This is a genomic window from Algibacter lectus, assembly GCF_900112395.1.
GTDB classification, from domain to species: Bacteria; Bacteroidota; Bacteroidia; order Flavobacteriales; family Flavobacteriaceae; genus Algibacter; species Algibacter lectus.
Genome location: NZ_FOLN01000002.1, coordinates 508,280 through 525,503 on the forward strand (window position 1 = coordinate 508,280; position 17,224 = coordinate 525,503).

12 protein-coding genes are annotated in these 17,224 nt (G+C 33.5%); 1 reads left to right on the forward strand and 11 read right to left on the reverse strand.

Annotated elements, in window-relative coordinates:
• Window positions 1–3 precede the first annotated feature (3 nt).
• The 11 genes from nirB to pabB all read right to left on the reverse strand — a co-directional run bounded on the left by nirB (window position 4) and on the right by pabB (window position 16,201).
• A complete protein-coding gene (gene nirB, locus BM246_RS05220; protein ID WP_074936265.1) occupies window positions 4–2,517 on the reverse strand; it encodes a nitrite reductase large subunit NirB in 2,514 nt (837 codons plus the stop codon).
• Between the two features lie 164 nt (window positions 2,518–2,681).
• Complete coding sequence (locus BM246_RS05225; RefSeq protein WP_074936267.1) at window positions 2,682–4,979, reverse strand: FdhF/YdeP family oxidoreductase; 2,298 nt, start codon at window positions 4,977–4,979, stop codon at window positions 2,682–2,684.
• Between the two features lie 197 nt (window positions 4,980–5,176).
• Window positions 5,177–5,794, reverse strand: a complete 618-nt coding sequence (locus BM246_RS05230; RefSeq protein WP_074936269.1) for a nucleotidyltransferase family protein — start codon at window positions 5,792–5,794, stop codon at window positions 5,177–5,179.
• 12 nt (window positions 5,795–5,806) lie between these two features.
• Window positions 5,807–6,835, reverse strand: a complete 1,029-nt coding sequence (locus tag BM246_RS05235) for an XdhC family protein (protein ID WP_074936271.1) — start codon at window positions 6,833–6,835, stop codon at window positions 5,807–5,809.
• Window positions 6,836–6,856: 21 nt separating this feature from the next.
• The gene (locus BM246_RS05240) at window positions 6,857–9,058 is read right to left on the reverse strand and encodes a xanthine dehydrogenase family protein molybdopterin-binding subunit (protein WP_231961822.1); all 2,202 of its coding nucleotides are present in this window, start codon (window positions 9,056–9,058) and stop codon (window positions 6,857–6,859) included.
• 37 nt (window positions 9,059–9,095) lie between these two features.
• Window positions 9,096–9,557 carry a (2Fe-2S)-binding protein gene (locus BM246_RS05245; protein ID WP_042494825.1) on the reverse strand — a complete coding sequence of 154 codons (462 nt, stop codon included), beginning with the start codon at window positions 9,555–9,557 and terminating at the stop codon, window positions 9,096–9,098.
• Between the two features lie 260 nt (window positions 9,558–9,817).
• Window positions 9,818–10,777, reverse strand: a complete 960-nt coding sequence (locus BM246_RS05250) for a YheT family hydrolase (protein WP_042494824.1) — start codon at window positions 10,775–10,777, stop codon at window positions 9,818–9,820.
• 191 nt (window positions 10,778–10,968) lie between these two features.
• The gene (locus BM246_RS05255) at window positions 10,969–11,625 is read right to left on the reverse strand and encodes a spermidine synthase (protein ID WP_042494823.1); all 657 of its coding nucleotides are present in this window, start codon (window positions 11,623–11,625) and stop codon (window positions 10,969–10,971) included.
• 62 nt (window positions 11,626–11,687) lie between these two features.
• Complete coding sequence (gene ade / locus BM246_RS05260) at window positions 11,688–13,307, reverse strand: adenine deaminase (RefSeq protein ID WP_074936276.1); 1,620 nt, start codon at window positions 13,305–13,307, stop codon at window positions 11,688–11,690.
• A gap of 63 nt (window positions 13,308–13,370) precedes the next feature.
• Window positions 13,371–14,681 carry a tRNA lysidine(34) synthetase TilS gene (tilS, locus tag BM246_RS05265; protein ID WP_042503860.1) on the reverse strand — a complete coding sequence of 437 codons (1,311 nt, stop codon included), beginning with the start codon at window positions 14,679–14,681 and terminating at the stop codon, window positions 13,371–13,373.
• A 227-nt stretch (window positions 14,682–14,908) separates the two neighbouring features.
• Window positions 14,909–16,201 (reverse strand): aminodeoxychorismate synthase component I, encoded by a 1,293-nt coding sequence (gene pabB / locus BM246_RS05270; RefSeq protein WP_074936278.1) that lies wholly within the window; start codon window positions 16,199–16,201, stop codon window positions 14,909–14,911.
• A 135-nt stretch (window positions 16,202–16,336) separates the two neighbouring features.
• Here pabB and BM246_RS05275 point away from each other — a divergent pair, with 135 nt between their 5' ends.
• Window positions 16,337–17,224, forward strand: coding sequence for an aldose 1-epimerase family protein (locus BM246_RS05275; RefSeq protein WP_042503858.1), 888 nt, complete (start codon window positions 16,337–16,339; stop codon window positions 17,222–17,224).

Sequence of the window (17,224 nt, forward strand, 5' to 3'; positions counted from 1 at the left end):
TTTTTAATTTTTCCAGTGTTCTGGCATTTTTTGATCTCTCATAGGAACAAATACTAAATTATCATCTCTATCATCTGAATTCACAAAATGATTAAAACGCTTTTTAGTGTTTTCATTCTCTATAGCTTGTTTCCATTCACACTCGTAAGCATCGATCAAAAACTGCATTTCTTTTTCTAATTCAGAAGCAATATTTAAGCTATCATCAATTACAATTTTTTTCAATTGTTCGATACCACCTTCTAACTTATCTAACCAAGCAGCAGTTCTCATTAATGGAGCAGCTGTTTGTATGTAATACATTAAGTAACGATCTAAATATTTTAAAACCGTTTCATTATCTATTTTTTCAGCTAATAACTCGGCATGTCTTGGGGTTGCACCACCATTTCCACCAACGTATAAATTCCAACCACCTTCTACAGCAATTACGCCAAAATCTTTTCCTCGAGCTTCGGCACATTCACGAATACATCCCGAAACCCCACCTTTTAATTTATGCGGAGAACGCAAACCTTTATATCTATTTTCTAATTCTATAGCGAAAGAAATACTCTCATCTAAACCGTAACGACACCAAGTAGAACCTACACAACTTTTTACTGTTCTTAAAGATTTACCATAGGCATGTCCACTCTCGAAACCAGCATCTATTAACTCTTTCCAAATAGCGGGTAAATCGTTTAATTCTGCTCCAAAGAAATCGATACGTGCACCACCGGTAATTTTTGTATATAAATTGTATTTAGAACCAATTTGACCTAGAACAATTAAACCTTCGGGTGTAATTTCTCCACCAGCAATTCTTGGTACTACAGAATACGTTCCGTTACGTTGAATATTGGCTAAGAATTTATCGTTTGTATCTTGTGTAACATCTTCTTTATTTGGAGTGAAATTATATAAACTAGCAAAAATAGAAGATACTAATGGTTTACAAGTTTCGCAACCATGACCGGTTCCACAAGTATCAAGAACCTCATTAAAAGAGGTCAGTTTTTTAATTTTTATAATACCATATAATTCTTGACGACTATATTCAAAATGCTCACAAATGACATTTTTAACCGTTTTACCAAGAGATTTCAACGTTTCGTTTACCAAATCGGTAACCATAGGTTTACAACCTCCACAACTTGTACTGGCTTTAGTAGATGAAATTACACCGGCTAAATCTTCGCAAGAACCATCTTTAATAGCACCACAAATTTGACCTTTACTCACGTTTTCGCAAGAACAAATTTGCGCCGTATCCGGTAAATCTAAAGCACTACCAAAAGCACCGCCTTCGGTTGCTGGTAATATTAATTGTGCAGCATCTTCCGGGATAGCCATACCATTTAAGTATACTTGATGAAGCATATTATAATCGGATGCATCACCAACTAAAATCCCTCCTAAAAGACTTTTACCGTCGAGACTTACATTAATTCGTTTATATAAATGTTGTGTTTTATTTTCAAAAATAACAGAATGCCCTTTTGATGCCGGCATAAAAGGTTCACCAAAACTCGCCACATCAACACCAATTAATTTTAATTTGGTAGACATATCAATTTCGGCAGGCATTAAACTTTCGGTTTTACCTAAAATTTGATCGACAGCAACACCAGCCATATCATAACCTGGAGCTACTAAACCAAAAATCATTTGATTGTAAAGAGCAATTTCACCAATAGCATAAATACTATCGTCCGATGTTTGCATCTTGTTATCAACCACAATACCACCGCGTACCCCCATTTCTAAACCGCAAGTTTTTCCAAGTTCATCTCTTGGTCTAATTCCTGCTGAAATAATAAGCATATCGCAATCTAAAACGTCGTCTTCTCCAAACTCCATTCCCGTAATTGCTTTATCTCCTAAAATTTGATTGGTTGCTTTACTTAGGTGAATATTTAAACCGATAGACTCCAATTTTAATTGAAGCACTTGGCTACTGCGTGAATCTAACTGCCTTGGCATTAATTTAGAAGCGAACTCTACAATATGCGGCTCTAACCCCATATCCATAGCAGCTTTACCAGCTTCTAAACCTAATAACCCACCACCAAGCACAGCAGCTCTAGGGTTAGGATTTGTCTTTTTAACCTTTTCTGCATACGCCAACATGCCTTCTAGATCTTCAATAGTTCTATATACAAAAACACCTTCTTTTTCAACACCTTTTATTGGTGGAACAAAAGCAGATGATCCCGTAGCTAAAACTAAGTAATCGTATGAAAATTCACGGTCTTTAACCGTTGTTATGGTCTTTTTTGAACGATGAATATCACTAACACGTTCACCTGTTATTAATTCTATACCATTTTCGGCATACCATTCGGCAGGTGCCATTTCTAAAGCTTTAGCATCTTGATTTTCAAAAAACTCACTTAAGTGTACACGATCGTACGCTGGGCGAGGTTCTTCACCAAAAACCGTTACTTTAAATGCTTCATTTCCAGATTGTGCTACAAATTTTTCACAAAATTTATAACCAACCATTCCATTTCCAACAACTATGATATTTTTCATAAACTACGTATTTAATACAAAACTAAGTAATTTTACTTAATTTTAATACTTAAACATATAGTTTTTTACGTAGTGCCCTAATAATTACATATTTCCTAAATTGACAATCGTTTAATTAAGTATTAGGCAAAAAACAGGATTATGAATTATCAAAATATCAGGATTTAAACAGATGCTTCTACCGTAATCACCACACTTTTAGATGCTGGAGTCTTTGCGGTATGCGCAAAACTATCTAATGGTACCAGCACATTAGTTTCAGGAAAATATGTAGCACAGCAGTTTTTAGGGATATCATAACCAACCACTTTAAAGTTGTTAGCATGGCGTTTAACACCTTTAAATTCTGACTTTAAATTAACCACCTGATGTTCTTTTAAGCCACGTACCTCCATGTCTTCACGATTCATAAAAATAATACGACGTTCGTTAAAAACACCTCTGTAGCGATCATCTAATCCGTAAATTGTAGTATTAAATTGATCGTGACTACGTATTGTCATCATAATCAGTTCATCATCCTTTAATTTCCATTCAGGAAGTTTATTAACCGAAAAATTAGCTTTTCCTGTTTTGGTATTAAATTTTCTAACGCGAGCCCCATTTGGTAAATAAAAGCCTGAAGGATTTTTTAAACGCGTATTGTAATCCTCAAAACCAGAAACCACTTCCGCAATATCATCACGAACCAATTTATAATCATCTTTATAAGATAACCATTTCACCTTAGTTTTATGTTTTAAAGTCGCATGTGCAACACCACAAACTACAGCTACCTCACTTAATAAATCATCAGAGCATGGTTCTAAAATACCTTTAGTAGATGATACCACACCCATTGAATTCTCTACACTTTGCACCTGTTCTCCAGATTTTTGATAATCTTTTTCGGTACGCCCTAAACATGGTAAAATCAAAGCTTCTTTACCGGTAACCAAATGCGAACGATTTAATTTTGTACTCACATGAACCGTTAAGTTACAATTAGCTAATCCTTGAGCTGAATAACCCGTATCAGGCACAGCTGAAATAAAATTACCACCTAAACCAAAAAAGACTTTTACCTTTTTCTCGTACATGGCTTTAATGGTTTCAATAACTGAAAAACCATGTTTTGCACTAGGCTTAAATCCATACTTAGTTTCAATTTTATCCAAAAAAGCTTGTGGAGCAGCTTCCCATATACCAACCGTTCTGTCGCCTTGCACGTTAGAATGCCCGCGTACAGGACAAGTTCCTGCGCCTTCCTTACCAATACTTCCTTTTAACAAAAGTAAATTAACAAGTTCTCGAATATTATCAACTGCATTTTCATGCTGCGTTAACCCCATGGCCCAACAGACAATAATTTTTTCATTGTTTAAAATTAAATCAAAAGTTTGATTAAAAATATCTACAGAAACACCGGAAGCTTTTAAGCATTCATCAAAATTATAAGTTTTTAAATTTGCTATAAACGCCTTGTAATCACTAGTATATTCCTCAATAAAATGTTTATCAAAAACATTACCTAGCTCCTCTTCTTTTTCTAATAATTTTAGAAGAATTGCCTTTATAAAAGCCACATCGCCATTTATAGTAATTGGCACAAAAACATCGGCTAATTTTGTACCACCTGTTAATAATTTTATAGGATTTTGAGGATCGGTGAATTTAATTAAGCCCGCTTCTGGCAACGGATTAATCGCTATTATTTTACCGCCATTATTTTTACATTTTTCTAAAGCACTTAGCATTCTTGGATGGTTCGTTGCTGGGTTTTGACCAATAACCATAACCACTTCAGCTTTATATAAATCGTCTAATTTCACCGAGCCTTTACCAATACCTAAAGTTTCAGTAAGCGCACTTCCACTAGCTTCATGACACATATTCGAACAATCGGGTAAATTTGAAGTTCCAAATTCGCGTACAAATAATTGATATAAAAAAGCCGCCTCATTCGTTGTTCTTCCTGAGGTATAAAAAGCAGCTTCGTCTGGATTATTTAGCGCATTTAAATGACTTCCTACTTTATCAAAAGCAGCTTCCCAAGAAATGGGTTGGTAATGCGTAGCCCCTTCCGGCAAAAACATAGGTTCTGCTAAACGACCTGATTTACCAATTTCAAAATCGGTAAAATTTGCCAATTCATCAACAGAATATTTTGCAAAAAAATCGCGATTAATAGTTTTATTCTGTGCTTCTTCAGCAATAGCTTTCATACCATTTTCACAGTATTCACCAATAGCAGAACGCTCATCATCTGGATCTGGCCAAGCACAACCTGGACAATCAAAACCACCTTTCTGATTTATTTTCAATGATAACTTCAACGCATCAGAAGCTTTCATGTATTTATTAACTTGTATTGCAGCCGCTTTTAGAGCACCAAAACCTACCGTGTTTTTTGGAGGGGCTTCCGTTTTTAAACTGGTAAATCCCTCTGGTGTTTTTGCTTTATCTTTTGCTGAACTGCTCATAAATAATAGTGGTTTCTGTTTTAATTATCTAAAATTACATTTTTATATAAGACTTAATCAAATTGAAATAAAAATATTTCATAGCTAAAGAATGATTAAATAAAACATAAGACACAAAAATATCTTTATTCAAACGGAGATTTATCCTCTATTTTGATAAAATCATACTCTAAAACAGCTACAAACAAATGAATAAGCTATTTTTTAAAAATTTCCTTATGTAGATAATTATAATCTTCTTTAGAATCGATGTCTAAATTTTCAAATTGAGGTTTCAAAGAATTCACCGAATTAGCATACGTTTCCAAGAGAGTTTTAGCGCCATCGTCATCATTCAAAAGCATTAATTCTTCAAAATAATATTTATCAAAAATAACTGGCACACCACGCTTTCCGTTTTTATATGAAGTGGTTATGATCTGGTTATTATTAGGATTAAATGCATTACATAATTCTCCTAAAAACCGAGAATCAATTAATGGCTGATCAGCTAATACAATCATCACACCATCTACTTTATAGTTTAACTTCTGAATATATTCAACCGCAACAGCAATAGATTTTCCCAAACCCACCTTCCAAGATATATTATTTAAAACTGTAACCGGATATTTATAAATCTCACTTTGTATAATCTCAAAATTAGCACCTAAAACAACAACAACTTCTGATGAATTTAGCTCTAAAACGGTGTTTAAAGTATGTTCCAATAAGGTTGAATTGCCCCAATTTAGTAATTGCTTAGGACTTCTCATTCTTGTCGAAGCTCCTGCTGCTAGAACTACAGTGACTATATTTTGGTTTTCTTTTTTCATAAAATGAAAAACCTATTCCTGAGCATGAATGCGTCCTGATTTCTTACTTAAAGACATCGGATTCTGATTTCTAACAAGAGCTAAAATTTCCGAAACAATAGAAATGGCAATTTCCTGAGGTGTTTCTGCTCCAATATTTATTCCTGCTGGCCCATGAATAGCATCCAAAAAAATATCTGATATTTCTGGAGTATATTCCAAAAACTGATTTAATAAATCTTCTCGCCTACGTGATGGACCAAGTAAGCCAATATATACAAGGTTCGTTTCTTTTAAAGCAACCAAATATCTTAAATCCGTCGCAAAATTATGAGTCATTAAAACTACAGCGGTTTGGTTATCTATTTTACTAACATTCATTTCTTCCGGAGAAACTGCATAAAATGTTTTCGCTCCAGGGAAATTTTGAAGAGATTTAGGTTCTAATGGTCCTGTAATTATAGACACCTCCCAACCTGTTAATGATGCATATTTGCATAATTGAACCGCATCATGTTCTCCACCAATAATTATTAATTTAAACCTTGGCGGCATAGTTTGTTTGAAGACGGATAATGATTCTGATTTTGATAAATTTTCTTTTTCTTCGGAAATAGGAAACACTGCGCTATTATCAAATTTCACGAACGAACCAATTCCATCGAAAACACCTTCTTTTTTATTCAAATATGAAATAATTTCAAAAGAATATCTCTCATCAATACACTTATAAAACATATCTAGAAATACATCAGAAAACTGAATAGGCTCTATTAAAATATACAAAACACCTTCACAACCTAAGCGATATCTACCATCATAAGTCATCATCTTAGCTTGTCCTGTTTTAAAAACAGAAGCCGATTGTCTTAATATTTCTTTTTCCACGCAGCCACCACTTACAGCACCAACCATACCACCATTTTCATCGATAAGCATTCTTACACCTGGCCTACGATAAGACGAGCCATCGAGCGCCACTACAGATGCTAAAACGGACTTTAAATTTCGTTTTTTAGCTAGCAGTGATTCATTAATAATGTCTATAAATTCGTGTGTCATAAAAAGTATGAGTAATACACTTTATCCTAAAACTTTTTCTTTAGGCTCCAAGTTATTTATAAGCGGTTGTTTATTAATTCTGTTTCCTGTGGCCGCATAAATAGCATTAGCTACAGCAGCACCAATAGGCGGTAGTGTAGGCTCTCCCAATCCTGTTGGATCGATATCACTTTCAATAAAATGCACATCTACTTGTGGCGTTTGCCCCATTCTAATCATCTGATAACTATCAAAATTATTAGATTTAGGTACACCATCTACAAACCCAAAATCGGCATACATAGCATGTCCAATACCATCCAAAACACCTCCTTTTATTTGGTTCATTGCTCCAAACGGATTAACCACAATACCACAATCTACAGCACACGTAACTCGTTTAACACTTGGCACACCATCTTCCATGGTAATATCTGCAACCTCCGCGACATGCGTATTGTGGCAGTAATAAACAGAAAGACCTTGAAAAACACCTACTTCGGTTTTACCCCAATTCGATTTTTCAATAGCCAATTGCAACACACCTTGTAATCGCTCCGGACTGTATTCTATATTAGCATCTGGATTATTTTTAACATTATCCAATAAATCCATGTGCATTTGCACACGATCTACACCTAATTCTTCGGCTAATTCATCAAAAAAGCTTTGTTCTGCACTTGCCAAGAAGTTGGTATAGGGCGCTCTCCAAGCTCCTGTGGTAATATTACTTTTATAATTTGCGGTATCTACTTGGTAGTTTTCAATTGCTCCTGCTGGAAAAAAGTTAGGTATTAAACCATACATATTTCCGTTAATAGAAGCTTCTTTTAAATGATATCCCGTTATTTTGCCACTTTTAATTGACGCTGATATTTTATATTTCGAAGAAGGACGATACACACCCATCGTCATATCATCTTCACGGGAAGACACTAATTTTATTGGTTTTTGAATTGCATTAGAAATCTCGGCAGCTTCATAAACAAAATCACCATACAATCGGCGTCCAAAACCACCACCCATTCTCGTCATATCGATACTTACATCTTCAAGATCTCTTTCCAATAAATCGGCAACCACTTGAGCGGCTGCTTCAGGCGTTTGCACAGGCCCAACTAAACGCACTTTTTCGGGAGATACATTAGCAAAGAAATTCATAGGTTCCATGCAATTATGAGGTAGAAATGGCGACTCATAAACACGTTCAAGAACCTTATCGGCATTTGCAAAAGCTTGTTTTACATTTCCATCTTGCCGTCTAGTATTAAATTTATTTCCTTCCAATAAATCTAATAGAACTTTATCATGAATTTCAGAACTCTCAAGAGCAGTTTCGGTTTTCCAAACAGCCTTTATGGCCTTCTTTCCCTTCATGGCATCCCAAGTCGTTTTCCCTATCACAACCACTTTATCCGTACCACTCATTGGCATCGTCCAGCTATTTTTTCCACTATCGTTATACGCTCTTACTTTTTCTCCAATAGTAATTACATCAACCACTCCCGGTAAAGCCCTGGCTTCAGAATCATCAAAAGATTCTAAAATTTGACCAAAAGCAGGAGGCCTTAAAACTGTTGCATAAAGCATTCCTTCTTCTTTATAATCTAACCCATAGAGCGGTTTTCCTGTTATAATTTTATCAATATCAACATTCCCTTTTCCTTGGCCAATAATAGTAAAATCTTTAGGATCTTTTAAAGTTACATCTTCTGGAACTTCAAGCCCTGCAGCTTCTAAAACCACATCACCATAACCAAGTTTATCTCCTTTAGCGTTAGTAATAACACCATTTTTAGCAGAACATTCTGAAGCATCAACGCCCCATCTTGCAGCCGCAGCATTAACCAACATTTGCTTTGCTGTGGCTCCTGTTTGGCGCAATGGCTCCCAACCAAAACGAATAGACTGGCTTCCACCAGCTACTTGCCGTGTATAATTTTTTGTATCCAAAGGTGCTTGAACCACGTAAACATCTTCCCAAAGCACATCTAATTCTTCTGCGATAATCATCGGCATCGATGTTTTCACTCCTTGACCAATTTCTGGGTTAGGTGAAAAAATAGTTACTTTTCCTTCTTCGGAAATTTTAATAAACGCATTAAAATCATTGTAATTTAAAGCGCTCAAATCTACAGGAAGTTTTGCTTCAGGTTTACAAGCATTGAATAAATTAAAACCTATTATCATACCACCACTAGCTAAAGCCGATGATTTTAAGAACGATCTTCTACTGAATGTCATTTTTTTTGAAGGTGCCATTTTGTGTATATTAGGTTGATTAACTTAATTTTTCTGAAGCCACTTTTACTGCTTCCTCAATACTATTGTAAGCTGCACATCTGCAAATATTCCCATGCATGGCATCTCGTATTTCAGTTTGTGAAGGACTAGGATTTGTTTTTAAAAAAGCCGAAGCTGTCATAATTTGTCCAGCTTGACAATAACCACATTGCGGAACGTCAACCTCTTTCCAGGCTTGTTGAACCGGGTGATCGCCATATTCAGAAAGCCCTTCAATGGTCGTTATATTTGCACCTTCAGCTTGAGAAATTTTCAACAAACAACTTCTAGTCGCGTTACCATCTACATGAACTGTACAGGCTCCGCACTGTCCAATACCACAGCCAAATTTAGTGCCAACAAGATTGATTTTATCTCGTAACACCCACAATAAAGGCGTATCGGCATCGGCTTCGACCGTATGTTTTTCGTTGTTAACTTTTAAGTTGAATGTTGGCATGATTTATATTTTGGTATTAAGATATTAAAAATACAATGAAAATGTTGCGAACTTATTATTTTAACATGAGATTAACCGACTCTTAATTATCTCTCCTTCCTTCTATTTTACCCTTTAAAAAAATGATACTATTGAAAATCGGCAAAATAATGGCATGAATTATTAAATATAAAATATTGTTTAGTCTTTAGCGTATTTGAATATTAGAAAGCAATAGCCTCAAAAAATTGACAATACGAACTAATTTGAAAACCCAAAAGTTATCCTAAACTATTTACAAACTCCAAAGCACGTTGCTCATTATAATAAACATTGTTTTTAGAAATAAAACCAACATGACCGCCATGTTCAGGCATTTCTAAAAATAAATTCGGATTGTTTTTTGCTTCTTTTACAGGATAACATTCGGGAGATAAAAACGAATCATTTAATGCATTAATAATTAACGTAGGCGTTTTTATATTGGGTAGAAATTGTCGGCTGCTACTTTTTTCGTAATAGTCCGCAGCATCTACAAATCCGTGTGCTTTTGAGGTATAAACATTATCAAAATCTCTTAACGTTTTAATAGAATTAAACGTTTCTAAAGACATTTCATTTGGAAATTTTTCCATTTTTAATTTTAGAGACGCTTTTAAATGACTCAAAAAACGACTCGCATAAGCACTATTTTTCAATTTATGTAATTCTACACAGGCACCATTTAAATCGCAGGGTGCGGAGATTGCGATGGCAGCTTTAACTTCCGTGGGAACATGATCCCGTTCGCCTAAATATTTTAAAATAATATTAGCTCCCAAACTAATCCCTTTAAGGTAGATGGTTTCATATTTTTTTTCTGAAATAAGGTGTTGAACAATATCAACCAAATCTTCAGTAGCACCAGAATGATAACTTCTAAACTTTGTATTAATCTCACCCGAACAACCTCTAAAATTAACTGATACTGCATCTATTTCATTCTCATTAAAAAGCTTTGCAGCACCTGTTAAATAAGGACGTTGCGCATGCCCTTCTAAACCATGAAGCAACACAATACAGGCGTTAGATTTTTTAGGAGAAAAACTCCAATCTAAATCTATAAAATCGCCATCAGATAATGTTAAACGCTCACGTTCTTGCTCTAAATAAATTTTACGAACCAGCCCAGAATATATCGTAGAAACAAAGCCACTTTTAAAATAAAATTTAGGTTTGTAGGTCGATGTTAATATTGGCATTATCTATAATTATTAGTTGTTAATGAAAAACAAATATTTTTTCTTCTAAAGAACAAAAGTAGTTAAATTACAAACAGTTTTATTTTATTCTAGCATTTCTTAAAAGTGATTATACTTAGTTTACATTCTCACTAAAAAACTTATAAGAATTTTAGTGAGAATGTAAAAACACAAGATAAATTAAAAGTAGTTTAACTGTTACTTTTTCGACCGATAAGCACACTATTTGTTCCTTCAATATTTTTAAAAAGTGATATTTCAAAGTAAATTGACTTTTCAAAATAAGCAATTACTTGCTCTGTTTTCTTTGTCATTTTTCCTTTTAAACCTAAATTAAAAATGAAATATCCATTTTCGTTAACTAATTTTGAAATATTCTCACAAAAAATAACAGAATAAAATTGATCAGGAACTTCATTATTAATAAATAAATCAATAATAATCAAATCATGTTTTTTATTATTCTTTTTAACAAATTTGTAAGCATCATATTTACTTATCGTTAGGTTGTGCGCAGTATAAATATCAAAATCATTTTTAGCAATGGTTATAATCTTTTCGTCAATATCTACCGCTTGAATATACCCATTAAAGTCAAACTTTTTTCTTAAGGAAGATATAACGCTACCGCCTCCCAAACCCAATATAAGAACATGTTTAACATTATCAAACTCAATTTTAGAAAGTGCATATTCTAGAATTTTCTGAAGGGATCCATAAGAATAGTTAGCATCTTTAGTATTGAGCATTTTTTTACCATTATAATAGGTTATTTGTAACTTCCCATTGGTATCAGAATCGATAGTTTTAGCTGTTATAGGCCATATATAACTTAATATTTTTTTCATTGAATAGAAATTACAGCTAATGGATTACGTTAAATTTAGATTGTTATTAAGCAGTTGAAATCCTAAACTTCTAGCGGTGTAAACTTAAAATCTGTTCCGTTAAATAAACCTTTATCACTTAGTTTTAACGACGGAATAACTAACAATGCCATAAATGAAAGCGTCATGTAAGGCGCATTTAAATTAGAACCCAATTGTTTTGCCACAACATCAAGATCAGCATATTGTTTACCAATAGTTTCACCATCTTTATCGCTCATAATTCCTGCAACAGGTAATGACACTATTTTTTCTTCGGAAGCAGTAACAGCACAAATACCACCTTTATTTTCTATTAGTAAATTAACAGCTTTGCAAATCATTTCGTCTGAAACTCCAACAGCAATAATATTGTGAGAATCGTGACCAACCGATGATGCTATAGCGCCTTCTTTTAATCCGAAGTTTTTAATAAATGCCATGGCTGGTTTTTGATCGTTGTAGCGATTAACAACCGTGATTTTCAAAATATCTTTTTCGGTATTTGAAACAAGATTACCGTCTTCAATTAACGAATCTTCAATTAATTCATTGGTTACAAGCTGCCCTTCTAAAGCCTCAATAACTCTTATTTTATCTGATGATGACGCCACTTTAAAATCTAAAATTTCTTTTTTAGTACAGTCGAAATTATTCAAGTTTGTAAAAGAAACTGGCTTAATTAACGGCTTACCGTTATCTGAAACCAATTCACCATTTATATAAGTTTGAAGTGTTTTAAAATCTTTTAAATCTTCTACCACAATACAATCGGCAACATCATTAATTTGTAATAAACCCACATCTAAATTATAGTGCTTCACTGGGTTTATGCAAGCCGCTTGCAATACTTTAAAAACATCGATGCCTTTGGCAACGGCTCTTGCACATAATTTATTAATATGATTAAGAATTAAATCGTCAGGATGTTTATCATCACTACAAAACATCATGTTTTCGAAATATTCTGGTAATAAATCGATTAAAGCTTCAAAATTTTTGGCTGCACTTCCCTCTCGAATTAAAATTTTCATACCTTTTTGAAGCTTCTCTAAAGCTTCATCATAAGTAAAACATTCATGATCTGTAGAAATTCCTGCTCTAATATATTTTGAAACATCATCACCTCTTAATCCCGGTGCATGTCCATCAACAGGTTTGTTAAAATATTTTGCCCAAGCTATCTTTTTCATAACTTCATCGTCATTAAATAAAACGCCAGGATAATTCATCATTTCTGCCAAATATTTAATATCTGGATTTTCTAAAAGGATTTTGATATCATCGGAATCTATAACAGCTCCAGCCGATTCAAAAGTTGTTGCAGGCACACAAGATGGTGCTCCAAAGTTAAATTTAAACGGTACTTTTTTTCCGTTTTCAATCATAAACTCTACACCTTTTACACCTAAAACATTGGCAATTTCGTGCGGATCGGAAACTGTTGCAACAGTACCATGAGTTACAGCTAAACGCGCAAACTCACTAGGCACTAACATAGAACTTTCTATATGTATATGTGCATCTACGAAACCAGGAAGTATGTAATGATTAACATTATGTTCTGCTTCTGTTATAGATGAAATTTTACCGTTTTCAATGGTGATTTCACCTTTATAAATACGCTTATTTTGTATATCGACTATTTGGCCTTGTAATATCATGACTTATATGTTTTGATAGTTTTGTTAATACTCCAAAAGCTATTTTGGAATAAATTGAACAAACTATTGTAATGTAATTTTTAAAATATTTTTAGTGTTTTCGGTAACCTTAAAACGATTGTCTGCACGCCTATTTACAACCCAAACAATAGCATTGTTAGAGCACAACACCCAAACCTGCTCCTTATCTAAAAGTGATAGTTTCTCATCTTTTAAATATTTGCTAATTTTCTTTTTACCCGACATCCCTAAGGGATGAAAAAAGTCGCCGTCTTCCCATTTTCGCAAAATTAATGGGTACTCTAAAGTATCTGCATCGACATAAATAACCTCAGTGCGTTTTCCAAAAATAGCATCGGCTTCATCAAAAAACAATAATCCAAAAGGAGATTCTATTTGTTTTTCTTCTTTTGAAATTAAAATATTTTCTTCTGTTTCGTTATTAATTTCACTTAATAATAAATGCTCCCTATTTTTAATTAATCGGTATGTTGCAGAGAACAATTGCTTTCCAGATTCGGCATCGAGTAAGTTTAAAACATCATTCCATTCGGTAAATCCATAATCTTTAAAAACTTCGAATAAATACGCTTTTGGATTCCTTAAGCTTTTAAATTCTGAAATTTTAAATACCGTTTTATCATCATCTTGAGAAACAATGGCTTTACTTAAAAGATTATCCACACTATCTTTTACAAGATCCGTGGTGTCGTTTAAATTACTAAGCGTTGTTTGAAAGCTTTGTAATAAACTTGGGTTTATTTCTTTTAAAATCGGTATTAAATTATGACGCAACTTATTGCGTACATATTTAGTAGAAGCATTACTGCGATCGTCTCGCCAAGCGATAGTATTTACTTTGGCATAATGCTCGATAGCTTCACTAGAAAATGGTAATAATGGACGAACAAAAATAGTATTGACTTCAGGAATCCCCGTTAACCCCTCTAAACCTGTACCTCTTGTAAAGTTTATTAAAAAGGTTTCGAGATTATCATCGGCATGATGTGCTGTTAAAATATAATCGAATTCTAATTGATTTGCTAAATCTTCGAACCAATTGTAACGTAACTCTCGAGCTGCAATTTGAATCGATTGCTTATTGGTTTTAGCATAATTTTCGGTGTCAAAATTTTGAACAAAAACTTCTAAACCTAATTGTTCTGCTAACTGTTTTACAGATTCTTCATCGCCATTACTTTCTTCTCCTCTTAAATGAAAATTACAATGTGCTAGTGCTATATTAAGTTTTAATTGATGGCATAAATGTGTTAAAACAACGCTGTCGATTCCTCCAGAAATAGCAATTAGGATTTTGCTTTCGTTTAAAAATGCAAGATTTTTATTGATATGGTTTTGAAGGTTTTTAAGCATGTTTCAAATTTAGTGTTTATTTTGATTATTCGTAAAGATTTACAGGGCTTATAAGAAGTAAAAACAAATCAATTGCGCAAATAAACCATTGTTTAAAGTTGTTCTAAACCTAACGGATATACGCGCAAGGGATTGAACGGTTTGTTTGAAATCCTGCTTGTTTTCCTGAAAAACAAGCAGATTGAGTAGTGAAAGCCCGACCCTTTTCGGGTTGCGCCCAAAGTAATTTAATTCTCTAAAACCGTACGCATAGCTTTGGCTTTTACCAAACATTCTTCGTATTCCTTAAGCGGATCACTTTTTGCTGTAATAGCGCCACCAACGGAGTAAGACACGTATTTTTGTGTAGCATTGTATAAAATGGTACGGATAACCACATTGAAATCGAAGTCGTTTTCGGGTGTAAAATAACCGATGGCTCCAGAGTATAATCCGCGTTTTGTAGCTTCGAGTTTCTCGATGATTTTCATGGCAGAAATTTTTGGTGCGCCCGTCATACTCCCCATCGGGAATGTACTTTTTAGAATGTCTACTGGGTGCGTTTCTGGTTTTACTTCGGAAGTAACCGTAGAAATCATTTGATGTACTTGATCGAAGGTATAAATTTTGCAAAGCTCCTCTACTTTAACACTGCCTTTTGTGGCCGTTTTTGAAAGATCATTACGTACTAAATCTACAATCATAATATTTTCGCTTCGCTCCTTTTCGTCTGCAATTAATTTGTTTTTCAACTCATTATCTTCCGTTTTATCTAAAGATCGTTTTGCTGTACCTTTTATAGGTTGCGAAATAAGATGCTGACCTTCTTTTTTGATATAACGCTCTGGCGAAGCACTTAAACCAAATTTATCGTAAAGTTTTACGAAAGCTGCAAAAGGTGGTTTTGAAATCGCATTAAGCTTATTATAGGTTTCTAAAGGCGAAATTTGGGTGTTTTCGGCATAAAATTCTTGACAAAAATTGGCTTCGTAAATATCGCCACTATGGATGTGATTAAGAAGCGTATTTACTTTTTCGAAATACTCATCCTTATGTATTTTAAGCTTTATTTTTATGTTGTTTTCTTCAGGGTTTGTAACAACTTTTTGAGTGTTTAGAATATCTTCTAAATCGGTTTGAATCTCATCATCTACAAATTTTAAATACTGAATTTCAATTTGATTATCTTTAAATAAAAATATTTTTTTAGGTTGAAAAAAAGATAAATCGGGAAACTCTAAACTGTCGTTATTCTGAGATTTTAGAGCCTCTACATCGTTTTTTAAATCGTAGGTTAAATACCCAAAAACCCAATCGTTTGCTAAGGTTTGATATTCTTTTAGTTTTTCGAAACCATCGTGGTAATCGGTTTGAATACTTGTAAAAGCTTCTACCGCCAAAATAGCATCGTAACTTGAGTATTGTTGCTCGTATTGATTGGAATCTAACCAAATAACTTCGTCGAATTGCTGACTCCAAATCAATAATTGATTTTTAAAATCGGCGGCATTTTCTGGATTATAAATTTGTTTTGTTCTCAAAAGGGAATTTAATAAGCTATTTTTCTGGTTCTAATATTCTAGATCTATTCGATTAAAAAATATTATTTGGTAAAGTTAATGAGTTTCCATAAAAAAATGTAAATTTTGTCCATAATACCAATTTTAAAAATAACTATGTACACTTTACAGAATAAATTACTTAAAATAGCCATTAATAAAACGGGAGCCGAACTAAGTAAAATAACATCGGTTAAGGACAACACTGATTTTATGTGGGATGGTAATCCAGATGTTTGGAGTGGTATTGCGCCAAATTTATTCCCAATTATTGGTGCTCTAAAAAATAATACTTACACTTTTGATAATAACGAATACAGCTTGCCTAAACATGGTTTTGTTAGGCATAGTAACGACTTAGAAATCACAGAACAAACAGAAAATAGCATTACTTTTAAACTGACTTATAACGATGAGTTATTGAAAATATATCCGTTTAAATTTGAATTTTTTATCTCTTATATTTTAACAGAAAATACGCTTGAGATAAAACATACCGTTAACAATATAGACGATAAATCGCTCTATTTTTCTCTAGGCGGTCACCCTGCTTTTAAATGTCCTGTTTTTGAAAATGAAACTTATGAAGATTATTTTTTAGAATTTGAACATGCCGAAAATTCTAAAACGCATTGTATTAATATGGAAAACGGTTTAATTTCATCTAAAACCGAACCTGTTTTTAACAATACAAACTTGCTACCACTGAAGCATGATTTATTTAATGATGATGCCCTTGTTTTTAAAGATTTAAAATCGAGACGTGTAAGTTTAAAAAGTAAATTGAATGGAGAAATACTAAATGTAAGCTACCCAAACTTCCCGTACTTAGGTATTTGGGCCAAGCCAAGTGGAGATTATGTTTGTATTGAGCCTTGGTTAGGCATTGCAGATAACGAAAATACAAATCAAGGTTTCATGACAAAAGAAGGAATTCTAAAACTAGATTCTAAACAAAGTTTTACAGCAAGTTACCATATTACTATTGCAAAAGCACATTTATAG